Origin of the sequence: Pseudomonas sp. p99-361 (assembly GCF_003935475.1) — a bacterium.
Lineage (GTDB): Bacteria > Pseudomonadota > Gammaproteobacteria > Pseudomonadales > Pseudomonadaceae > Aquipseudomonas > Aquipseudomonas juntendi.
On the sequence record NZ_RHQO01000012.1, the window covers coordinates 30675 to 51630 of the forward strand.

A 20956-nucleotide genomic window follows, 5' to 3' on the forward strand; every position below is an offset into this window, starting at 1 on the left:
GTTCTTATTCGGCGCCTTGTACCGCAGCGATCATGCGCACCACATCGACCGTTTCGGCCACGTCGTGGACACGCAGGATGCTCGCGCCCTTGGTCATGGCCAGGGCTGCCAGTGCCAGGCTGCCGTACAGGCGCTCGTCGACCGGACGTTCCAGCGTCAGGCCGATCATGCTCTTTCGCGAGACCCCCACCAGCAGTGGGCGCCCAAGACGATGGAGCGTTTCCATGTGCTTGAACAGGCTCAGGTTGTGCGCCAGCGTTTTGGCGAAACCAAAGCCAGGGTCAAGGATGATGCGTTGTTCATCAATACCGGCCGATGCGCAGGCCGCCATGCGCTGCTGCAGATACCGGGCAACATCGGCAGTCACGTTCTCGTAGTGCGGGTCGTCCTGCATGTTGCCCGGCTCGCCACGCATGTGCATCAGGCACACCGGCAGGCCGGTGGCGGCAGCGGCATCCAGGGCGCCGTCGCGCTCCAGGCCTCGCACGTCGTTGATCAACCCGGCGCCAAGGCGCGCAGACTCACGCATGACAGCCGGGGTCGAGGTATCGACGGAGATGACCACGTCCAGGCGACTGTTGATGGCCTCGACCATCGGCGCCACACGCTCGAGCTCCTCGGTGACCGAAACGGCGCGCGCCCCAGGCCGGGTGGACTCACCACCGATGTCGATCAGCGTGGCACCGGCGGCAACCATGGCTTCGGCATGGCGCAAGGCCTCGTCGCGCTGGTTGAAGCGCCCGCCATCGGAGAAGGAATCGGGGGTGATATTGAGAATACCCATCACATGGGTACGTGACAAATCAAGAACCCGGTTGCCGCAAGGCAACCGGGTCGGGTACTGCACTGAGCTCATAGATGCCCTTAGTGTTGAGCTGCCGGGCCGCCAATCGGCGATTCCGGACGATCGTTCTGGGCAGCAGGCGTGCCCGAATCCGTATCATCGTCCCAGTCACGCGGCTCGCGCGGCGTACGCCCAGCCATGATGTCGTCGATCTGATCGGCATCAATGGTCTCATACTTCATCAGCGCTTCGGTCATTGCTTCGAGCTTGTCGCGGTTTTCGACCAGCAACTGCTTGGCCGTTGCGTAGCACTGGTCGATGATGCTGCGCACCTCGGAGTCGATCAGCTTGGCGGTTTCACCGGAAACGCTGGCGTGCTGGCTGGCAGCGCTGCGGCCCAGGAACACCTCGCCGTCTTCTTCGGCATACATCAACGGACCGAGTTTTTCGGACAGGCCCCACTTGGTCACCATGTTTCGTGCGATCTGGCTGGCACGCATGATGTCGTTGGAAGCGCCGGTGGTAACCCCGTCGAAGCCCAGGGTCATCTCTTCGGCAATACGACCGCCGTAAAGCGAGCAGATCTGGCTGATCAAGGCACGCTTGGACAGACTGTAACGGTCCTCTTCCGGCAGGAACATGGTCACACCCAGGGCACGACCACGCGGGATGATCGAAACCTTGTAGACCGGGTCGTGCTCAGGCACCAGGCGGCCGACGATGGCGTGGCCTGCCTCGTGGTAGGCAGTGTTACGTTTTTCTTTCTCGGACATGACCATGGTCTTGCGCTCGGCGCCCATCATGATCTTGTCCTTGGCCAGCTCGAACTCCTTCATCTCCACCAGGCGCTTGTTGGAGCGGGCGGCAAACAGGGAAGCTTCGTTGACCAGGTTGGCAAGGTCGGCACCGGAGAAGCCCGGCGTACCCCGCGCGATAACGGCCGGGTTGACGTTCTCGCTGACCGGCACCTTGCGCATGTGCACCTTCAGGATCTGCTCGCGGCCGCGGATGTCCGGCAGGCCGACCACTACCTGGCGGTCGAAACGGCCGGGGCGCAGCAGCGCCGGGTCGAGTACGTCCGGGCGGTTGGTGGCGGCGATGACGATGATGCCATCGTTCATCTCGAAGCCGTCCATTTCCACCAGCAGCTGGTTCAGGGTTTGCTCACGCTCGTCGTGACCACCGCCCATGCCGGCACCACGGTGGCGACCCACGGCGTCGATCTCGTCGATGAAGATGATGCACGGGGCGTGCTTCTTGGCCTGCTCGAACATGTCGCGCACACGGCTGGCACCGACACCGACGAACATTTCAACGAAGTCCGAACCGGAAATGGTGAAGAACGGGACTTTTGCCTCACCGGCAATGGCCTTGGCCAGCAGGGTTTTACCGGTACCGGGCGGGCCTACCATCAGCACGCCACGCGGGATACGGCCGCCCAGGCGCTGGAACTTGCCCGGGTCACGCAGGAACTCGACCAGCTCGCCAACTTCTTCCTTGGCCTCGTCGCAACCGGCGACGTCGGCCAGGGTCGTCTTGACCTGGTCTTCGGACAGCAGGCGCGCCTTGCTCTTGCCAAAGCTCATGGGCCCGCCTTTACCGCCGGCACCGCCCTGCATCTGGCGCATGAAGAACATGAACACGGCGATGATCACCAGGATCGGGAAGCTTGCTACCAACAGCTGCGTCCAGATGCTCTGCTGCTCAGGCTGCTTGCCTTCGACCACTACGTGGTTGTCGACGAGGTCGCCGATCAGGCCGTTATCGGTGATGGCCGGGCGCACGGTCTTGAAGCTGTCGCCATCGGAGCGCTTGCCGGTAATGATGTAGCCGTCGACGGTCACACGCTCGACCTTGCCATCCTTGACCTGCTGGATGAAGTCGGAGTAGTTGAGGGTCTGCGGCTCGTTAGGGCTGGAGAAGTTGTTCATCACTGTCACCAGGACAGCTGCGATGATCAACCACAGGATCAGATTCTTTGCCATGTCGTTCAATTCGCTACCCTCTGAGGCCGGCGCACGACGCAGCCGTGCCTCGCATGATATTCATCGCCCTAACTTACTACATTACCTACGCAGCCGCAGGCACCGTCTGTAACCCTTTGTGAAAGCTAGACTACACGAAGTTCGGACGATCCTGACGCCGCGGCCGATTGGAAATAACTATCGGCCGCCGCGCTTCACGCCTTTCAAGCGCCTTTGAAACCTTTGCCCAACAGGTACTGTTCACGCGAGCGGTCCCGCGATGACGAAGGCTTGCGCATCTGCACCTTGTCGAACTTGGTGCGCACGTCCTTCAGGTACATGTCGAAACCTTCGCCCTGGAAAATCTTGATCAGGAAATCCCCGCCAGGCTTGAGCACGCGGGTTGCCAGGTCCAGGGCCAGCTCGCAGAGGAACATGGCACGTGGCATGTCCACTTCGGGCGTACCACTCATATTGGGGGCCATGTCGGAAATCACAAGGTCCACGTGCGAATCACCGACCGCGTCGAGGATTTGCTGGAGCACGGCGTCTTCGGTGAAATCGCCCTGGATGAAGGTAACGTCTGGGATCGAGTCCATTTCCAGGATATCCGAAGCGATCAGCCGGCCCTGGCCGCCAATCAGACGACTGGTCACCTGCGACCACCCGCCCGGGGCCGCACCCAGGTCAATTACGCTCATGCCGGGGCGGATCAGGCGGTCCTTTTCCTGGATCTCCAGCAGTTTGTAGCTCGCACGCGAGCGGTAGCCGTCCTTCTGTGCCTGTTTCACAAAAGGATCGTTGAAATGCTCTCGCAGCCAGTTTGCGCTGCTTTTGGAACGTTGTACCACGGGGCACCTCGATGATATGCGTCGTGATTGACTGGGCGGAGCCGGTGGCCCTCGGGTAAAATGCCGGTCAATTTTACAGAATCAGACGGAAAGGGTCAGATTATGCCGCTCAATAACGAGCAGAAGAAGCAATACAAGTCCATTGGTCATGACCTGAAGCCGGTCCTGATCGTTGCTGGCAATGGTTTGAATGAAGGCGTGGTCGCCGAGCTGGAACGCGCACTGGTCGATCATGAACTGATCAAGGTCGAGATTCGCTCGGAAGACCGCGAAGAACGCGCCGAGACCATCGCCGAGCTGTGCAAGGCCGGCCGCGCCGAACTGGTGCAGACCATCGGCAAGAAAGCCCTGATCTACCGCAAGAACCCACAACCGAACAAGCAGCTGTCCAACATTCACCGTTACAAGTAACGGAAAGGATAGCGCGCCGCCTGTGTAGGAGCGGCCTCGTGTCGCGATGGGCTGCGAAGCGGCCCCCTGCAATATCTGTTGTTAAGCTGATATCTGGGGGCTGCTTCGCAGCCCATCGCGACACAAGGCCACTCCTACCAGGGACTGCAACAGCCTGGGCTAGCGGCGGGCTTTGACCGGCACCGGCTGGGCCACCAGCACGATGCCGGAGAAGCCCAGCACCAGGAAGCAGAACATCTGCCAGCGCTCGCCAACGGAAATGCCGTAACGCAGGGTGTAGTACCCCACACACGCACCGAAGCCGAGCAACAGCATCTGGCCGCGAAACTGCCGCCACCAGGCCGCCAGGCCTTCCACCCTTGCCAGCACAGCCAGCTGGGTCAACAAGCCAAGCAGCGCCACGCCGATCAACCAGCGGTCGATCTGCCCGGCGATATCCTGCACAAGCAGCGGCGCCAGGCCGCTGACCTTGAGCGCAGGCACCAGCCCCACATGGAACACCCACAGGCCACCGACCCAGAATACCTGGGCCAGTTGCCAGAGGATCCCCTCGAGGGATGGCGCCCGCAGGCGCCGGTCAGATGTGTTTGACTTCGACAATCTCGTACTCGACCGTACCGTTAGGCGTCTTGACGACAACGGTATCCCCTTCTTCCTTGCCAATGATGGCACGGGCAATCGGGGCGCTGTTCGACAGCTTGCCTTTCTTCACATCGGCTTCATCTTCGCCAACGATCTGATAGGTCACTTCTTCATCGGTTTCGGTGTTGGCCAGCACCACGGTGGTGCCAAAAATCACCTTGCCGGTGTGGGCGATGGTGGTGACGTCGATCACCACCGAGTTCTGCAGGCGGCCTTCGATATCGCGGATACGCGCCTCGACCATGCCCTGCTCTTCACGCGCGGCATGGTATTCGGCGTTTTCCTTGAGGTCGCCCAGCTCACGCGCTTCACCAATGGCTTGGCTCAGGCGCGGGCGCTCGGTCTTGCTCAGGAAGGTCAGCTCCTCTTCCAGGGCGCGAGCGCCCTGGACGGTCATCGGGTATTTGGTAATGCTCATGCTTTGAGTCCTGCATGCAGATCCTGCAGGCGACGAACAGTCTTCTCGGGACCGAATTTCAACGCCTCGCAGATGGCTTCACCAGCCGCAATGGTAGTGGTGCAGTAAATCTTGTGCTGCAGCGCATTGCGACGAATCGAGTAGGAGTCGGCGATCGACTGGCGGCCTTCGGTGGTGTTGATGATCAGCGACACTTCGTCGTTCTTGATCATGTCGACCACGTGCGGGCGGCCTTCGGTCACCTTGTTCACGCGGCGCACTTTCAGGCCAGCCGCCTCGATAACCTTGGCGGTGCCGGCAGTAGCAACCACTTCGAAGCCCAGGGCGATCAGGTCACGGGCAACGCCAGCCACTTGTGGCTTGTCGTCGTCACGCACGCTGATGAACGCGGTGCCGCCGGTAGGCAGCACTTCGCTGGCACCCATCTGGGCTTTGGCGAAGGCTTCACCGAAGCTGTCACCAACACCCATGACCTCACCGGTCGATTTCATCTCAGGGCCGAGGATCGGGTCAACCCCTGGGAACTTGGCGAACGGGAAGACGGCTTCCTTGACGCTGTAGAAGTTCGGGATGATTTCCTGGGTGAAGCCCAGCTCTTTCAGGGTTTTGCCAGCCATGACGCGGGCCGCGATCATGGCCAGGGAAGTGCCGATGCACTTGGACACGAACGGCACGGTACGCGATGCACGCGGGTTGACTTCGATCACGTAGATCTTGTCGCCCTGCAGGGCCAGCTGCACGTTCATCAGGCCGACCACGCCCAGCTCCAGGGCCATTTTCTTGACCTGTTCGCGCACTTCGTCCTGCACGCCCTTGCTCAGCGAGTAAGGTGGCAGCGAGCATGCCGAGTCACCGGAGTGAACGCCGGCCTGTTCGATGTGCTGCATGATCGCGCCGATGACCACGTCGGTACCGTCGCACACCGCATCCACGTCCATTTCGATGGCGCAGTTGAGGAAGTGGTCGAGCAGTACCGGGCTGTCGTTGGAAACCTGAACAGCTTCACGCAGGTAGCGCTTGAGCTCGTCCAGTTCGTAGACGATCTCCATGGCACGGCCACCCAGTACATAGGATGGGCGCACGACCAGCGGGTAGCCGATGCTGCCGGCGGCACGAATGGCCTCTTCTTCGCTGCGCACGGTCGCGTTTGGCGGCTGCAGCAGGTTCAGGCGCTGGACCATCTGCTGGAAGCGCTCGCGGTCTTCGGCGCGGTCGATGGCGTCCGGGCTGGTACCGATGATCGGCACACCGGCCTCTTCCAGGGCGCGCGCCAGCTTCAGCGGGGTCTGGCCGCCGTAGTGCACGATCACGCCTTTGGGCTTCTCGACGCGGCACACTTCCAGCACGTCTTCCAGGGTCAGCGGCTCGAAGTACAGGCGGTCGGAGGTGTCGTAGTCGGTGGAAACGGTTTCCGGGTTGCAGTTGACCATGATGGTCTCGTAACCGTCGTCACGCAGCGCCAGGGCCGCGTGTACGCAGCAGTAGTCGAACTCGATACCTTGGCCGATACGGTTCGGGCCACCGCCCAGGATCATGATCTTGTCACGGGTCGACGGGTTGGCCTCGCACTCTTCCTCGTAGGTGGAGTACAGGTAGGCGGTGTCGGTGGCGAACTCGGCGGCGCAGGTGTCGACGCGCTTGTACACCGGGAACACTTCCAGCTTGTGGCGGTGGCGGCGCAGGTTCTTGTCGGTAATACCCAACAGCTTGGCCAGGCGCTGGTCAGAGAAGCCCTTGCGCTTGAGGCGCAGCATGTAGTCCTTGTCGATGGCCGACAGGGCCAGGGTCTTGACCTTCTCTTCTTCTTTGATCAGGTCCTCCATCTGCACCAGGAACCACATGTCGATGCCGGTCAGATTGAAGATTTCTTCGCAGGTCATGCCCGAACGCATGGCGTCGGCGACATACCAGATACGCTCGGCACCCGGCACGGTCAGCTCGCGCTTGAGGATGCTGGCAGCTTCCGGGCTGGCCAGGTCGACTTTCGGGTCGAGGCCGCAAGCGCCGACTTCCAGGCCACGCAGGGCTTTCTGCAGCGACTCCTGGAAGGTACGGCCGATGGCCATGACTTCACCCACGGACTTCATCTGGGTGGTCAGGCGGGCGTCGGCCTTGGGGAATTTCTCGAAGGCGAAGCGCGGCAGCTTGGTGACCACGTAGTCGATCGACGGCTCGAAGGAGGCCGGGGTACGGCCGCCGGTGATGTCGTTCTGCAGCTCGTCGAGGGTGTAGCCGATGGCCAGCTTGGCGGCGATCTTGGCGATCGGGAAGCCGGTAGCCTTGGAGGCCAGTGCCGAGGAACGCGAAACGCGCGGGTTCATCTCGATCACGACCATGCGGCCGGTGTTCGGGCAGATACCGAACTGCACGTTGGAACCACCGGTTTCCACACCAATTTCACGCAGCACCGCCAGCGAGGCGTTGCGCATGATCTGGTATTCCTTGTCGGTCAGGGTCTGCGCCGGGGCAACCGTGATCGAGTCACCGGTGTGCACGCCCATCGGGTCGAAGTTCTCGATGGAGCAGACGATGATGCAGTTGTCCTTTTTGTCGCGGACCACTTCCATCTCGTACTCTTTCCAACCGATCAGCGATTCGTCGATCAGCAGTTCCTTGGTTGGCGACAGGTCCAGGCCACGGGTGCAGATTTCTTCGAATTCTTCACGGTTGTAGGCAATACCGCCGCCAGTGCCGCCCATGGTGAACGACGGGCGGATGATGCAAGGGAAGCCCAGCTTCTCCAGCACCGCATTGGCCTCTTCCATGCTGTGGGCGATACCCGAACGCGGGCACTCCAGGCCGATGTCCTTCATTGCCTTGTCGAAGCGCGAGCGGTCTTCGGCCTTGTCGATGGTGTCGGCGTTGGCACCGATCATCTCTACGCCGAACTTTTCCAGAACGCCGTGGCGCTCCAGGTCCAGGGCGCAGTTCAGTGCAGTCTGGCCACCCATGGTCGGCAGCACGGCGTCTGGGCGCTCTTTCTCGATGATCTTGGCCACCGACTGCCACTTGATCGGCTCGATGTAGGTGGCGTCGGCCATGGCCGGGTCGGTCATGATGGTGGCTGGGTTGGAGTTCACCAGGATGACGCGGAAACCTTCCTCGCGCAGGGCTTTGCAAGCCTGGGCGCCGGAGTAGTCGAATTCACAGGCCTGGCCGATCACGATCGGGCCAGCGCCGAGAATCAGGATGCTTTTGATGTCTGTACGTTTTGGCATGGTGGTCACTCAAATCCGGGGTCAGTCGGCAAGCCGCTTTGAACAATCTGGGTCAGGCGCTGCCGGGCGCGGCGTGTGCCGGCCCGGGGCCTTGAAGCAGGATGCTCAGCGGCGCTTGGCCATGGCATCGGTGAAACGATCGAACAGTGGCGCGACGTCGGTCGGGCCTGGGCTCGCTTCAGGGTGGCCCTGGAAGCTGAACGCGCTCTTGTCGGTACGCTCGATACCCTGCAGGGTGCCGTCGAACAGCGACTTGTGGATGGCGCGGACATTGCCCGGCAGGGTGGCTTCGTCAACGGCAAAGCCGTGGTTCTGGCTGGTGATCATGACCACGCCGGTGTCCAGGTCTTGCACCGGGTGGTTGGCACCGTGGTGGCCATGGCCCATTTTCACAGTCTTGGCACCGGAGGCCAGCGCCAGCAACTGGTGGCCCAGGCAGATGCCGAATACCGGAATCTCGGTTTCGAGGATTTCCTTGATGGCCTGGATGGCGTAGTCGCACGGCTCGGGGTCGCCAGGGCCGTTGGACAGGAACACGCCGTCCGGGTTGAGCGCCAGCACTTCGCTGGCCGGGGTCTGGGCCGGCACCACGGTCACGCGGCAGCCACGGGCAACCAGCATGCGCAGGATGTTCAGCTTGACGCCGTAGTCGAAGGCCACCACGTGGTAGGGCAGGTCGGCCGCGTCGATGGTCGGGTGGCTGTCGGTTTTCAGCTCCCACACGCTGGAGCGCCACTCGTAGCGTTCCTTGGTGGAAACTACCTTGGCCAGGTCCATGCCCTTGAGGCCCGGGAAACCGCGGGCAGCGGCGATGGCCGCCTCTTCGCTGATGTTGTCACCCGCCAGGATGCAGCCGTTCTGGGCGCCCTTCTCACGCAGGATGCGGGTGAGGCGACGGGTGTCGATGCCGGCGATGGCAACCACATTGTTGGCCTTGAGGTACTCCGGCAGCGACTGGGTGTTGCGCCAGTTGCTGGCCAGCAGCGGCAGGTCACGGATGACCAGGCCGGCGGACCACACGCGGTTGGACTCGGCGTCTTCCGGGGTGGTACCGGTGTTGCCGATGTGCGGGTAGGTCAGGGTGACGATTTGCTGCGCGTAGGAAGGGTCTGTAAGGATTTCCTGGTAGCCGGTCATAGCGGTGTTGAATACCACCTCACCAACGGTCTGACCGTCGGCACCAATGGCTTCACCGCGAAAAATACTGCCGTCGGCAAGGGCGAGTATGGCTGGCTTTGTCAAGAAGACCTCCCGTAAATCAAGCATGAAAGGGCGATCGCAGGTTGCAAAAAAGCGGAGTGACGTATGGACACGTCACCCCGCTTTCATGTGCTGAATTCAATTCGCTGCGCGCTTTTAGTGGACACACTAAAGCTGTAGCTTACAGAAAAGTGCGTTTTCGGTCTACCGCATATGTGCCTCTAAAACACATCGATGCGACAGGCTGACTATTGTATTGGCTTCTTCGCGGGCTTGCCCGCTCCCACAGGGCTTGGGCCTTGCACAAAACCTGTAGGAGCGGGCAAGCCCGCGAAGAAGCCAACACAGCCCTCACGGCTTAACGCAGATCAAGCACATCCTGCATGTCGTACAGGCCAGGCTCACGCCCGTCAAGCCACAGCGCCGCACGCACGGCGCCCTTGGCGAAGGTCATGCGGCTGGAGGCCTTGTGGGTGATCTCCAGGCGCTCGCCTTCTGCAGCGAACAGCACGGTGTGATCACCGACCACGTCGCCGGCACGTACGGTAGCAAAGCCGATCGTCTTGCGGTCGCGCGCGCCGGTCTGCCCTTCACGGCCATACACGGCCACTTCCTGCAGGTCGCGGCCCAGCGCGTTGGCAACCACTTCACCCATGCGCAACGCCGTACCCGAAGGTGCATCGACCTTGTGGCGGTGGTGCGCCTCGATGATTTCGATATCCACATCATCGCCCAGCACGCGCGCCGCCATGTCGAGCAACTTCAGGCTCAGGTTGACGCCAACGCTGAAGTTGGCAGCGAACACGATTGGAATGTCCTTGCCCGCCTCGGCCAGCAACTGCTTTTCTTCGACGGTGAAACCGGTGGTACCGATGACCATGGCCTTGCCGTGCTTGCGGCAGAACGCCAGGTTCTTCAGGGTGACCGACGGGTGGGTGAAATCGATCAGCACGTCGAACTCGTCCACCACCTTGGCCAGGTCGTCGGACAGCAGCACACCAATGCGCCCCAGGGCCGCCAGTTCACCGGCATCGGCGCCGACCAGCGAGCTGTCCGGGCGGTCGACCGCCGCCGTCAGCCCGGCGCCGGGTTGCTGCTGCACGGCCTCGATGAGGGTCTTGCCCATACGCCCTGCCGCGCCCATCACTGCAATACGTCGCATAGCCTTTTCCTTGTCAGAGATCGCCGAAGAAGCGCTTCACGCCATCGAACCAGCCACTGGCCTTGGGCGAGTGCGAGCTGTCGCCTTCCAGCGAATCACGCAGCTCTTCGAGCAGTTCGCGCTGACGGCGGCTGAGGTTGACCGGGGTTTCCACCGCCACACGGCACAGCAGGTCACCGGCACCACCACCGCGCACCGGCGCCACACCCTTGCCACGCAAGCGGAACTGCTTGCCGGTCTGGGTGCCTTCCGGAATACGCAGCTTCACGCGGCCATCGAGGGTCGGCACTTCCAGCTCGCCGCCCAGGGCAGCATCGGTGTAGCTGATCGGCACTTCGCAGTACAGGTGCTTGCCGTCACGCTGGAAGATCTCGTGCTCACGCACACTGATCACCACATACAGGTCGCCGGTCGGGCCACCATGGGTGCCGGCCTCGCCTTCACCCGACAGGCGGATGCGGTCACCGGTATCGACACCGGCCGGCACCTTGACCGACAGGGTCTTGTATTCCTCGACGCGGCCTTCGCCGTGGCACGAGGTGCAAGGGTCGGTGATGATCTTGCCCTGGCCATGGCAACGCGGGCAGGTTTGCTGCACCGAGAAGAAGCCCTGCTGCATGCGAACCTGGCCGATGCCACCACAGGTGGGGCAGGTCGACGGGGTGGAGCCCTTCTTGGCGCCGGAGCCATCGCACGGCTGGCAGTTGACCAGGGTCGGCACACGGATGCTGACCGTAGTGCCGCGCACCGCTTCTTCCAGGTTCAGCTCCAGGGTGTAACGCAGGTCGCTGCCACGCTGGGCGCCACCGCGTCCGCCACCGCGGCCACCGCCGAAGAAGTCGCTGAACACATCGCCGAAGATGTCGGAGAAGTTTGCGCCACCGAAACCAGGGCCGCCGCCACCCATGCTCGGGTCGACACCGGCATGGCCATACTGGTCGAACGCCGCGCGCTTGCTGGCATCAGACAGCACTTCGTAGGCCTCGTTGGCCTCTTTGAACTTGTCTTCGGACTCTTTATCGCCCGGGTTGCGGTCCGGGTGGTATTTCATCGCCAGACGGCGATAAGCCTTTTTGAGGTCTGCCTCGGTGGCGCCGCGCTCGACACCCAGAACCTCATAATAATCACGCTTGGACATAGGTCATTTGCACCTTGTTGGGCGTGTGGCATCTGCGCCACGCCATCAGCACCTGCGCTCGCCCACCGGCGCCGCTGACAGATGCTGTAAAAATTCTCGAATTCCAGATACGCCAACGCGGGAGCAAGCCCCCGCGCGGCGACATCCTACCAGTTCACCGACAAACCACGGTGAACTGGCCGACAACATGCAACGATTACTTCTTGTCGTCGCCTTTGACTTCTTCGAACTCGGCGTCAACCACGTCATCGTGCTTGGCTTCCGGCTCGGCCTGCTGCGCGCCACCCTGAGGCTGTTCGGCCGACTGCTCGGCATACATCTTCTGGGCAACCGGGGCAGAGACCTTGGACAGCTCTTCGACCTTGGCGTCGATGGCGGCCTTGTCGTCGCCTTTGACAGCGGCTTCCAGGGCAACCACGGCAGCCTCGATGGCGGTTTTCTCTTCAGCGGTAACCTTGTCACCGGCGTCAGCGACCATCTTGCGGGTCGAGTGAACCAGCGCATCACCCTGGTTACGGGCAGCAGCCAGCTCTTCGAACTTGCGGTCTTCCTCGGCGTTGGCCTCGGCGTCACGCACCATGCGCTCGATTTCTTCGTCCGACAGGCCGGAGTTGGCCTTGATCACGATCGACTGCGACTTGCCGGTGGCCTTGTCTTTGGCGCTGACGTGCAGGATGCCGTTGGCGTCGATGTCGAAGGTCACTTCGATTTGCGGCACACCGCGTGGCGCTGGCGGAATGTCGGCCAGGTCGAACTTGCCCAGCGACTTGTTCTGCGCAGCCTGCTTACGCTCACCCTGCAGCACGTGAATGGTCACAGCGCCCTGGTTGTCGTCGGCAGTCGAGAACACCTGCGACTTCTTGGTCGGGATGGTGGTGTTCTTCTCGATCAGCGAAGTCATCACGCCGCCCATGGTTTCGATACCCAGGGTCAGCGGGCTGACGTCCAGCAGCAGCACGTCTTTCACGTCACCTGCCAGTACCGCGCCCTGAATGGCAGCACCCATGGCCACGGCTTCGTCCGGGTTGACGTCCTTGCGGGCTTCTTTACCGAAGAAGTCAGCAACGGCCTTCTGCACCAGCGGCATACGGGTCTGGCCACCGACCAGGATCACGTCGTCGATCTTGCTGGCGTCGATGCCGGCGTCTTTCAGCGCTACGCGGCATGGCTCGATGGTACGGGTAACCAGGTCTTCGACCAGCGACTCCAGCTTGGCGCGGGAGATTTTCACGTTCAGGTGCTTCGGACCGGTGGCATCTGCAGTGATGTACGGCAGGTTGACGTCGGTCGACTGAGCGGACGAAAGCTCGATCTTGGCTTTTTCAGCAGCTTCTTTCAGACGCTGCAGGGCCAGTGGATCGTTCTTCAGGTCCATGCCCGACTCTTTCTTGAACTCGTCGACGAGGTAGTCGATCAGGCGCATGTCGAAGTCTTCGCCACCCAGGAAGGTGTCGCCGTTGGTAGCCAGTACTTCGAACTGGTGCTCGCCGTCGACTTCGGCAATTTCAATGACCGACACGTCGAAGGTACCACCACCCAGGTCATAGACGATGACGGTGTGGTCGCCCTTGGCCTTGTCCATGCCGTAGGCCAGTGCAGCGGCAGTCGGCTCGTTGATGATACGTTTTACGTCCAGGCCCGCGATGCGGCCAGCGTCCTTGGTAGCCTGGCGCTGGCTGTCGTTGAAGTAGGCCGGCACGGTGATTACCGCTTCGGTCACGGCCTCGCCGAGGTAGTCTTCGGCGGTTTTCTTCATTTTCTTCAGCACTTCAGCGCTGATTTGCGGCGGTGCCATGTCTTTGCCGCCCGCTTGTACCCAAGCGTCGCCATTGCTGGCCTTGACGATTTTGTAGGGCACCAGCTTGATGTCTTTCTGCACGACGTCTTCTTCAAAGCGGCGGCCGATCAGGCGCTTCACGGCGAACAGGGTGTTGTGCGGGTTGGTGACGGCCTGGCGCTTGGCCGACTGGCCAACCAGGATTTCGCCATCGTTGGCGTAGGCCACGATCGAAGGGGTAGTACGCGCACCCTCGGCGTTTTCGATGACTTTGACGTTACCGTTTTCCAGAATAGAGACGCACGAGTTGGTGGTCCCCAGGTCGATACCGATGATCTTGCCCATGTTAACTCTCCCGAAACTTGAATTTGGTAGCAGCGACTAATTTGGCCAACTGCGGTAATACTTGAAGGCTTGACACCTAGATGGGGATGCCCCGACGGATTTCAAGCCTTTTCATTGATCGAGGGTTGCGCCGCGCTCGGCGCCTTGCTGACCACCACCATGGCGGGGCGCAGCAGGCGGCCGTTGAGCAGGTAACCCTTCTGGAACACGTTCAACACGCTGTTAGGCTCTACGTCAGCGCTTTCCTGCATGGCCATGGCCTGGTGGTGCTCAGGGTTGAACGGCTGGCCGTGCGGGTCGACCGCTTCGAGGTTGTAGCGCTTGAGGGTGTCCTGGAACATTTTCAGGGTCAGCTCCACGCCTTCGCGGATCTGCTTGACGTTTTCATCCTCGGCGCTGGAGTGGGCCAGGGCCAGTTCCAGGCTGTCGATCACCGGCAGCAGGTCGCTGGAGAATTTCTCCAGGGCGAACTTGTGGGCTTTCTCGACATCCTGCTCGGCGCGGCGGCGCACGTTCTGCAAGTCGGCCACGGCGCGCAGCGATTGGTCCTTGGCGGCGGCCAGCTGTTCCTCGAGTTCCAGAACACGGGCATCCGCAGTGGCTTGGGCACCGGTTTCTTCAACATTAAGGTCTTTTTCGTTCAGCTGTTCGTCAGCCATGGGGTCTCTCCTGCGCAATTTTGTGGACTGCGAGCCAGGCTCGCCTTGGTTGTCGGCTATATGGGGCCGGAAAAACCAGCTTCAAGGGGCAAGCGGGTTTTCAGGCACAAACAGAATCCGCCAAGAGGCATTGGCAGGCCTGAAAAAAGTACTGTATAAATAACCAGACCTGACTTTTCGGGAGCCGCCCCCCCATGCTGGTGCACCTGTCCATTCACAACTACGCCATCGTCGAACACCTCGACCTCGAAATTGCCCGCGGCATGTCCGTCATCACGGGCGAGACCGGCGCTGGCAAATCGATCATGCTCGACGCCCTCGGCCTGGCCCTGGGCGACCGGGCCGACAGCGGCGTGGTGCGCCCTGGCACCGACAAGGCCGATATCCTGGCCACCTTCGACCTGGTGGACATCCCCGAGGCGCACACCTGGCTGGCCGAGCGCGACATGGACAGCGACGGCCTGTGCATTTTGCGCCGGGTCATCACCGCCGAAGGGCGCAGCCGGGGCTACATCAACGGCACCCCGTGCCCGCTCGGCGATCTCAAGGCCCTGGGCGAACTGCTGATCGACATCCACAGCCAGCATGAGCACCAGTCGCTGCTGAAAACCGATACCCACCGCCGCCTGCTCGACGAGTACGCCGGCGCTGTCGACCTGGCCCGCCAGGTGCAACTGGCCGCCAAACGCTGGCAGCAAACCCGCCTGGAACTGGAGCGCCTGTCCAACTCCGGTGACGAGCAGCGCGCCCGCCATCAACTGCTCAGCTACCAGCTGGAAGAGCTGGACAACCTTGCCCTCGGCGAGCACGAGCTGGAACAGCTGGAGCAGGAACACAAGAACCTGACCAGCGCCGAAGCCCTGTTCGGTATCTGCCGCCAGGTCATCGACCAGTGCAGCGAAAGCGATTCGGGCAACGTACTCAGCGCCCTCACCGCCAGCCTCAACCGCCTGGGCGCCGCCACCCAGTCGCCCAAGGCGCTGACCGAGGCGGCCAACCTGATCGCCAGCGCGCAGATCCAGGTTGAAGAAGCGGTGGGTGAGCTCAACCGCTTCCTGGACAACTTCGATGCCGACCCGATGCGCCTGCAGGCACTGGAGGAGCGCCTCGACACCATCTATACCCTGGCGCGCAAACACCGTGTGCACCCGACCGAGCTGCCCCACCTGCAGCAGCAACTGATGGAAGAGCTGGAAGGCCTGAACGCCAGCGATGAATCAATTGAACAGCTGGGCGAAGAGCTGGCTGCGTATGCCCAGCACTATAAAGAGCGGGCCAGCGAACTCAGCGCCCTGCGCCGGCAGGCCGCCCAGCAGTTGGCGGTGGCGGTGGAACAGGAAATCCAGCGCCTGGGCATGCCTGGCGGGCGCTTCCGTATCGAGCTGACCCCGCACGAGGGTACGGAACTCTCGCCGCATGGCCTGGAGCAGATCGAGCTGCTGGTCAGCGCCAACCCGGGGCAACCCCTCAAGGGCCTGGCCAAGGTTGCGTCGGGTGGCGAACTGTCGCGCATCAGCCTGGCGATCCAGGTGATCACGGCACAGACCTCGCGCATTCCCACGCTGGTATTCGACGAAGTGGATGTGGGTATCGGCGGGCCCACCGCGGAAATCGTCGGCCAGTTGCTGCGCCGGCTGGGTGAGCGCGGCCAGGTGCTGACCGTGACCCACCTGCCGCAGGTGGCAGCGCAGGGGCACCACCACCTGTTCGTGCACAAGGTGCGCAACAGCGACACCACCCACACCGCCGTGGCCAGCCTGGGCAAGCGCGAGCGCGTGGAAGAAGTCGCACGCATGCTGGGCGGCATCGACCTGACCAAGGAATCCCTGGCGCATGCGCGCAAGATGGTGGTCACCAGCAAGGCTTAATGCCGCCATACAAGCCCGGCGCGCGCCTTGTTAGGAGCGGCCCTTTCGCGACACAAGGCCGTTCCCACAAGGGCCAGCGTCGCCCTCAAAACCTCAAAACCCCAAAAAGCACAAAGGCGACCCGAAGGTCGCCTTTGCTGTCCATAACGATTGAATCGTTACTTCTTCTTACGCACGTACAGGACCAGATTGTGGTCCACCAGCTCGAAACCGTGTTCCTCCACGATTTCACGCTGACGCTTCTCGATGGCGGCGTCCATGAACTCGATGACTTCACTGGTATCCACGTCGACCATATGGTCGTGGTGACCGCCATCGGCCAGTTCGAATACCGCATGACCGCCGTCGAAGTTGTGGCGAACCACCAGACCCGCCGCTTCGAACTGGGTCAGTACGCGGTACACGGTAGCCAGGCCAACGTCCTCGCCAGCCTCCATCAGCGCCTTGTAGACATCCTCGGCGCTCATGTGACGCTGCTCGGCAGAGTCGAGCATCTGAAGGATCTTGACTCGAGGCAGGGTTACCTTGAGACCGGCTTTGCGTAATTCGCTATTTTCAACCATGGTCAGCTTTCTCGCCGATGCTGCTTCGCAGCTTCTCTTAATACGGGTATGATCGGGGTTTACGTTGTCCAGCCAAGATAGTGGAAGTCGCCCACCGATGCAAAACACCAAGCTCTTGCTAAACAGCCTCGCCCTCGCGGGACTGCTCGCACTCGCCGGTTGCTCGTTTCCCGGGGTTTACAAAATCGACATCCAGCAGGGCAATGTCGTCACGCAGGACATGATAGACCAATTGCGCCCGGGAATGACCCGACGGCAAGTGCGGTTTATCATGGGCAACCCGCTGATTCAGGACACTTTCAACACCAACCGTTGGGATTACCTGTACAGCCTGCAGCCTGGTGGCGGCCAACGCCAGCAGGAGCGCATGAGCATTTTCTTCAACGACAGCGACCAACTGGTCAGCCTGTCTGGCGACTTTATGCCAGGCGTTAGCCGGGACCAGGAAATTCTGGGTGGCAGCAGCGATACCACGGTCAGCCCCGGCACCGAGCCAGGCCAAACCGAGCAGCCCGCCACACAACCGGCGGAGCAACCCGCCAAGCCTGGTTCGACCGAAGAGGCCATCCAGCGCGAAATCGATACCATCGAGACCACCCCGGTGCCTACGCCAGCACCGCTGGAAACCCGGTAATCGAAAGCAACAAAAAAGCCCGGACTTGTTCCGGGCTTTTTGTTGTTGCCTGCCTGATCAGCCGTTCAGCTGCTTAGCACGCTGGCAGAACGCATCGACCAGGGTATTCGCCGCCTGGTTGAACAGCGGCCCCAACGTGGCACGCACAATGGGCCCGGCATAATCGAACGACAGGTCCAGGCTGATTTTGCAGGCCTTCTCGCCCAAAGGCTTGAACACCCACACCCCATGCAATTGGGTAAAGGGGCCCTCCTCCAGGTTCATTTCGATGGACTGCCCGGGCACCAGCACGTTGCGCGTCACAAAGTGCTGGCTCATGCCGCCCTTGGCCACTTCGAGCTTGGCACGCATGTGCGTTTCGCTGCTGTCGATCACCGTCGCGGCCGAGCACCACGGCAGGAACTGCGGGTAGCTGGCCACGTCGTTGACCAGATCGTAGAGCGCCTGGGCGGGGTATGGCAGCAGGGCGGAGCGTTGAATATGGGTAGTCATCCAGGCGTCACTTCCAAGGCTGGGTGGCGGCGCTTCGCAGCGTGCCAAAAACAGATTCTGTCGGCAGGACAGGGCTTGTATTGTCCGGTATTCATTGCGGTGGCTCAAGCACACCGAAATCCCATAGCGAACGACGCACGGTCTTGCCTATAATGCCGGCCCTATGGCTAAACAAAAGAAACATCCGACCGGGACCATCGCGCAGAACAAAAAAGCGCGACACGATTACTTCATCGAACACAAGTTCGAGGCCGGGCTGGTCCTGTCCGGTTGGGAAGTAAAAAGCCTGCGAGCCGGCAAGGCGCACCTCGTGGACAGCTACGTGCTGCTCAAGGACGGTGAGGCCTGGCTGTTCGGCAGCCACATCACCCCGCTGACCACGGCCAGCACCCACGTGATCGCCGACCCGATGCGCACGCGCAAGCTGCTGCTGAACAAGCGCGAACTCGAGCGCCTGGAAGCGGCGGTGGCGCAAAAGGGTTACACCTGCGTGGCGTTGTCGCTGTACTGGAGCAAGCACCTGATCAAGTGCGAAATTGCACTGGGCAAGGGCAAGAAGGAATTCGACAAGCGCGACACCGTGCGCGAACGCGATTCCAACCGCGAGCTGCAGCGGGCGGTGCGCAACAAGGGCAAGGAAGACTAGCGCTTGCACTGCCTTCGTGGCGCACCCTGGGCAGGCACCTGCCCAAGGGTGCCGCTTGAGCGTTTGCGCGCCAGCGCTGAAGACGGTTGACTGCTACCTTGCTGGATGCGGTGTTGCGGCCGCTAGTTTCGGACAGGCCTAAATCCGGTATTTCGGATGCCAGAGGCGCCTTCGCTCACCCTAAACGTACCTTGCCAATAAGCAGACAAGTCGCTCGGATCTTCCGCTCGTTTTACGAGGGAACGCCCCCTCCGCGTTAGGCCCTGGCTATAACTTTCAAGATTGGACAGGTAAGCGGAGCTGCCAGTCACTCTTGAATCGCCCATCTTAGAAGCCAGCGTGAGTGCATTTAGCTCATTGGTAGCCTCTAGATAGTTATCCAGATTCCGGCTGGTTACGTACGTTGTTTCCTCCCCGATTAGAGGGTTCACGCGAACCTTGTTTACCTCGGTTGTGTTGAGTGTTCTGCGGATGTCAACAACGGTCTGGCTCTGAGCGCGTTTACCATTGCCCACGGTTTTGATCCGGGTAACCTTCAACGTCTCATAGTGTTCAATCCAGTATGTCTCGACAACCCTCCGGTTTACATGCCCACCCCTGGAGAGTGGCGCGTGGCCGCTAGGGTCTAGGTTGTTAACCGGATCATCGCTGCAGTAGGCGTAGCTGTTCAGTCCGCCACTGGCGAAAGGGCTCCAGCTGTCGCTGGAACGAAAACGCATGAGTACTGGGCTGTAGGCGCGGTATCCGTTTCCAAGAACGTAACTACCCGAATGCCTGTTGAAGTGTTCCCCATTGAAACCGAGTATGCCGTGACCGCGCAGTTGACTCACATCATGGCCATACGCTGTAAAGGCGTGGCTCTGCCGCTCGTCACCCAGCACACTTAGCACCGTTTTTTGACTGTCTGAAGCGAGCAAACGTATCGCGCCATCGCCTTGTACGTGCTGTTCAGCTAGCGGCAATTCCTGGAAGCGGAAAGCGTGACGCGTCTGGCTCCCTTGCTTCAGGCTTGTGAGCTTGATGTTATAAAAATAATAGGAACGGTCAGATGCCTGTCTCATCTCTCAAATACCTGCTGTGTGGGTGAAGGATGGCTGTTGAGACAATTCTGAAGCGCTTGAGAAATCTTTATACTGGCAAAACTGACAGGTGTGAGCGCGGTAACGATTCGGCGCGTAACCCTAGTCCGCAAGCATCCATTCGTAACGACCGCGCGGACGCTCGCATTTGCTCGAAGAAAGCCCAGATGAGACTTGGGGTAGGCACGTACTCACTTGCACATGCGCCTGTACAAACGACCTCTAGTGCCCATTGCGCCGCTCCGCCCGCGCCACCCGCTGCGCCTCCTCATGGGCCTCTTCCAGCACTTCCTGCACATACAGAATGTGCCGGCTGGACACCTCTCGCGCCTCCTCCGCCCTGCCTTCGACAATCGCCAAGTACAGCTCGCGGTGCTGGCTGATCAGCATGTCGCGAGTCTCGGTCCGCTGCTGGTACATGCCACCAATGTTGGTCACCACGTTGCGCTTGAGCAGGTCGAACAGGCCACGAATGGTGTGCAACAGCACCGCGTTATGGCTGGCCTCGGCAATTGCCAGGTGGAAGCGCGCATCGGCCGCGCCCTCCTCGGCCCGGGTCACCTCATCGACCCTGGCGTAGCAGTCCTGCAGCGTGTCGAACGCCGCCTTCAGCCGCGCCCGGTCTGGCTCGGTAGCGCGCTGCGCCGCGTAATACGCACAGGACGCCTCCAGCGTATGGCGAAACTCGAGCAGGTCGCGCTGGGCCTCGGGGCTGTGTTCCAGCAGTTGCAACAGCGGGTCACTAAACGTGGACCCCAGCGACTCGGCGACAAAATTGCCGCCCCCCTGCCGGCTGACCAACAAGCCCTTGGCCACCAGCTTCTGGATCGCCTCACGCAGTGACGGGCGCGACACGCCGAACTGTTCGGCAAGCGCACGCTCGGCGGGCAGCCGCTGCCCCGACGTGAGGGTGCCCTCCAGAATCATCGCTTCCAACCGATCGACAATGTCGTCGGACAGGCGCCGTTGGCGAACCTGATCAAAAACCATCACATGCTCTCCACAAACCCCGGCACACACCCGGGGGTGCCTATTCTCGCCGATCCAGAGCGCGCGAACACCCATCAGGCCATGATTTTCCCGGCACATCAGCTGCCCGCTCATC

The 20956-nt window shown here is 61.4% G+C and carries 19 protein-coding genes; 4 read left to right on the plus strand and 15 right to left on the minus strand.

Features of this window, described 5'->3' with window-relative positions; all coding sequences use genetic code 11:
* Positions 1–4: 4 nt before the first annotated feature.
* The 3 genes from folP to rlmE form a co-directional block, all read right to left on the minus strand.
* Positions 5–856 (minus strand): dihydropteroate synthase, encoded by an 852-nt coding sequence (folP, locus tag EGJ22_RS07860; protein ID WP_029885742.1) that lies wholly within the window; start codon positions 854–856, stop codon positions 5–7.
* 8 nt (positions 857–864) lie between these two features.
* The gene (gene ftsH / locus EGJ22_RS07865) at positions 865–2769 is read right to left on the minus strand and encodes an ATP-dependent zinc metalloprotease FtsH (RefSeq protein ID WP_009685343.1); all 1905 of its coding nucleotides are present in this window, start codon (positions 2767–2769) and stop codon (positions 865–867) included.
* Positions 2770–2972: 203 nt separating this feature from the next.
* Positions 2973–3599 carry a 23S rRNA (uridine(2552)-2'-O)-methyltransferase RlmE gene (rlmE, locus tag EGJ22_RS07870; protein WP_009685342.1) on the minus strand — a complete coding sequence of 209 codons (627 nt, stop codon included), beginning with the start codon at positions 3597–3599 and terminating at the stop codon, positions 2973–2975.
* Between the two features lie 102 nt (positions 3600–3701).
* On the opposite strand from rlmE, the gene yhbY reads away from it, so the two are divergent.
* The gene (yhbY, locus tag EGJ22_RS07875; RefSeq protein ID WP_009685341.1) at positions 3702–4010 is read left to right on the plus strand and encodes a ribosome assembly RNA-binding protein YhbY; all 309 of its coding nucleotides are present in this window, start codon (positions 3702–3704) and stop codon (positions 4008–4010) included.
* Positions 4011–4169: 159 nt separating this feature from the next.
* On the opposite strand, the gene EGJ22_RS07880 is transcribed toward yhbY, so the two are convergent.
* From EGJ22_RS07880 to grpE, 8 genes are all read right to left on the minus strand, one after another.
* Positions 4170–4610 carry an MFS transporter gene (locus EGJ22_RS07880; protein WP_080709202.1) on the minus strand — a complete coding sequence of 147 codons (441 nt, stop codon included), beginning with the start codon at positions 4608–4610 and terminating at the stop codon, positions 4170–4172.
* Positions 4588–5070 carry a transcription elongation factor GreA gene (greA, locus tag EGJ22_RS07885; RefSeq protein WP_029885744.1) on the minus strand — a complete coding sequence of 161 codons (483 nt, stop codon included), beginning with the start codon at positions 5068–5070 and terminating at the stop codon, positions 4588–4590. The genes EGJ22_RS07880 and greA overlap by 23 nt, the downstream gene beginning before the upstream one ends.
* On the minus strand, positions 5067–8288 hold the full coding sequence (carB, locus tag EGJ22_RS07890; protein ID WP_029885745.1) for a carbamoyl-phosphate synthase large subunit: 3222 nt from the start codon (positions 8286–8288) through the stop codon (positions 5067–5069). The genes greA and carB overlap by 4 nt, the downstream gene beginning before the upstream one ends.
* A gap of 105 nt (positions 8289–8393) precedes the next feature.
* The gene (gene carA / locus EGJ22_RS07895) at positions 8394–9530 is read right to left on the minus strand and encodes a glutamine-hydrolyzing carbamoyl-phosphate synthase small subunit (RefSeq protein ID WP_003249935.1); all 1137 of its coding nucleotides are present in this window, start codon (positions 9528–9530) and stop codon (positions 8394–8396) included.
* Between the two features lie 316 nt (positions 9531–9846).
* Positions 9847–10650 carry a 4-hydroxy-tetrahydrodipicolinate reductase gene (gene dapB / locus EGJ22_RS07900; RefSeq protein WP_009685336.1) on the minus strand — a complete coding sequence of 268 codons (804 nt, stop codon included), beginning with the start codon at positions 10648–10650 and terminating at the stop codon, positions 9847–9849.
* A 13-nt stretch (positions 10651–10663) separates the two neighbouring features.
* Entirely contained in the window at positions 10664–11788 is a 1125-nt protein-coding gene (gene dnaJ, locus EGJ22_RS07905) for a molecular chaperone DnaJ (RefSeq protein ID WP_009685335.1), read from the minus strand.
* Between the two features lie 196 nt (positions 11789–11984).
* Positions 11985–13910, minus strand: coding sequence for a molecular chaperone DnaK (gene dnaK, locus EGJ22_RS07910; protein ID WP_009685334.1), 1926 nt, complete (start codon positions 13908–13910; stop codon positions 11985–11987).
* Between the two features lie 101 nt (positions 13911–14011).
* Positions 14012–14569, minus strand: coding sequence for a nucleotide exchange factor GrpE (gene grpE / locus EGJ22_RS07915; RefSeq protein WP_009685333.1), 558 nt, complete (start codon positions 14567–14569; stop codon positions 14012–14014).
* A 194-nt stretch (positions 14570–14763) separates the two neighbouring features.
* Here grpE and recN point away from each other — a divergent pair, with 194 nt between their 5' ends.
* Positions 14764–16437 carry a DNA repair protein RecN gene (gene recN, locus EGJ22_RS07920; protein WP_029887492.1) on the plus strand — a complete coding sequence of 558 codons (1674 nt, stop codon included), beginning with the start codon at positions 14764–14766 and terminating at the stop codon, positions 16435–16437.
* Between the two features lie 158 nt (positions 16438–16595).
* Here recN and fur read toward each other — a convergent pair whose 3' ends face one another.
* Positions 16596–17000 (minus strand): ferric iron uptake transcriptional regulator, encoded by a 405-nt coding sequence (gene fur, locus EGJ22_RS07925; RefSeq protein ID WP_009685331.1) that lies wholly within the window; start codon positions 16998–17000, stop codon positions 16596–16598.
* 97 nt (positions 17001–17097) lie between these two features.
* Between fur and EGJ22_RS07930 the strand changes: the two genes are divergently transcribed.
* Positions 17098–17634, plus strand: coding sequence for an outer membrane protein assembly factor BamE (locus EGJ22_RS07930; protein ID WP_009685330.1), 537 nt, complete (start codon positions 17098–17100; stop codon positions 17632–17634).
* Between the two features lie 57 nt (positions 17635–17691).
* Here EGJ22_RS07930 and EGJ22_RS07935 read toward each other — a convergent pair whose 3' ends face one another.
* Complete coding sequence (locus EGJ22_RS07935; protein ID WP_009685329.1) at positions 17692–18126, minus strand: type II toxin-antitoxin system RatA family toxin; 435 nt, start codon at positions 18124–18126, stop codon at positions 17692–17694.
* 163 nt (positions 18127–18289) lie between these two features.
* Here EGJ22_RS07935 and smpB point away from each other — a divergent pair, with 163 nt between their 5' ends.
* Positions 18290–18772 carry an SsrA-binding protein SmpB gene (smpB, locus tag EGJ22_RS07940; RefSeq protein ID WP_029887491.1) on the plus strand — a complete coding sequence of 161 codons (483 nt, stop codon included), beginning with the start codon at positions 18290–18292 and terminating at the stop codon, positions 18770–18772.
* Positions 18773–18894: 122 nt separating this feature from the next.
* Here smpB and EGJ22_RS07945 read toward each other — a convergent pair whose 3' ends face one another.
* Both EGJ22_RS07945 and EGJ22_RS07950 read right to left on the minus strand, forming a co-directional pair.
* A complete protein-coding gene (locus EGJ22_RS07945; protein WP_050492246.1) occupies positions 18895–19833 on the minus strand; it encodes an RHS repeat-associated core domain-containing protein in 939 nt (312 codons plus the stop codon).
* 240 nt (positions 19834–20073) lie between these two features.
* Positions 20074–20841: a GntR family transcriptional regulator gene (locus EGJ22_RS07950; RefSeq protein WP_029887489.1), complete on the minus strand. Its 768-nt coding sequence runs from the start codon at positions 20839–20841 to the stop codon at positions 20074–20076.
* Between the last annotated feature and the right edge of the window lie 115 nt (positions 20842–20956).

What these genes read in the sequence shown, in the direction of transcription:
- dnaK (WP_009685334.1), bottom strand. Translation starts at nt 13,910, where the DNA reads ATGGGCAAGATCATCGGTATCGACCTGGGGACCACCAACTCGTGCGTC.
- greA (WP_029885744.1), bottom strand. Translation starts at nt 5,070, where the DNA reads ATGAGCATTACCAAATACCCGATGACCGTCCAGGGCGCTCGCGCCCTG.
- smpB (WP_029887491.1), top strand. Translation starts at nt 18,290, where the DNA reads ATGGCTAAACAAAAGAAACATCCGACCGGGACCATCGCGCAGAACAAA.
- yhbY (WP_009685341.1), top strand. Translation starts at nt 3,702, where the DNA reads ATGCCGCTCAATAACGAGCAGAAGAAGCAATACAAGTCCATTGGTCAT.
- recN (WP_029887492.1), top strand. Translation starts at nt 14,764, where the DNA reads ATGCTGGTGCACCTGTCCATTCACAACTACGCCATCGTCGAACACCTC.
- EGJ22_RS07930 (WP_009685330.1), top strand. Translation starts at nt 17,098, where the DNA reads ATGCAAAACACCAAGCTCTTGCTAAACAGCCTCGCCCTCGCGGGACTG.
- EGJ22_RS07950 (WP_029887489.1), bottom strand. Translation starts at nt 20,841, where the DNA reads ATGGTTTTTGATCAGGTTCGCCAACGGCGCCTGTCCGACGACATTGTC.
- folP (WP_029885742.1), bottom strand. Translation starts at nt 856, where the DNA reads ATGAGCTCAGTGCAGTACCCGACCCGGTTGCCTTGCGGCAACCGGGTT.
- fur (WP_009685331.1), bottom strand. Translation starts at nt 17,000, where the DNA reads ATGGTTGAAAATAGCGAATTACGCAAAGCCGGTCTCAAGGTAACCCTG.
- EGJ22_RS07945 (WP_050492246.1), bottom strand. Translation starts at nt 19,833, where the DNA reads ATGAGACAGGCATCTGACCGTTCCTATTATTTTTATAACATCAAGCTC.
- grpE (WP_009685333.1), bottom strand. Translation starts at nt 14,569, where the DNA reads ATGGCTGACGAACAGCTGAACGAAAAAGACCTTAATGTTGAAGAAACC.
- dnaJ (WP_009685335.1), bottom strand. Translation starts at nt 11,788, where the DNA reads ATGTCCAAGCGTGATTATTATGAGGTTCTGGGTGTCGAGCGCGGCGCC.
- ftsH (WP_009685343.1), bottom strand. Translation starts at nt 2,769, where the DNA reads ATGGCAAAGAATCTGATCCTGTGGTTGATCATCGCAGCTGTCCTGGTG.
- dapB (WP_009685336.1), bottom strand. Translation starts at nt 10,650, where the DNA reads ATGCGACGTATTGCAGTGATGGGCGCGGCAGGGCGTATGGGCAAGACC.
- EGJ22_RS07935 (WP_009685329.1), bottom strand. Translation starts at nt 18,126, where the DNA reads ATGACTACCCATATTCAACGCTCCGCCCTGCTGCCATACCCCGCCCAG.
- carB (WP_029885745.1), bottom strand. Translation starts at nt 8,288, where the DNA reads ATGCCAAAACGTACAGACATCAAAAGCATCCTGATTCTCGGCGCTGGC.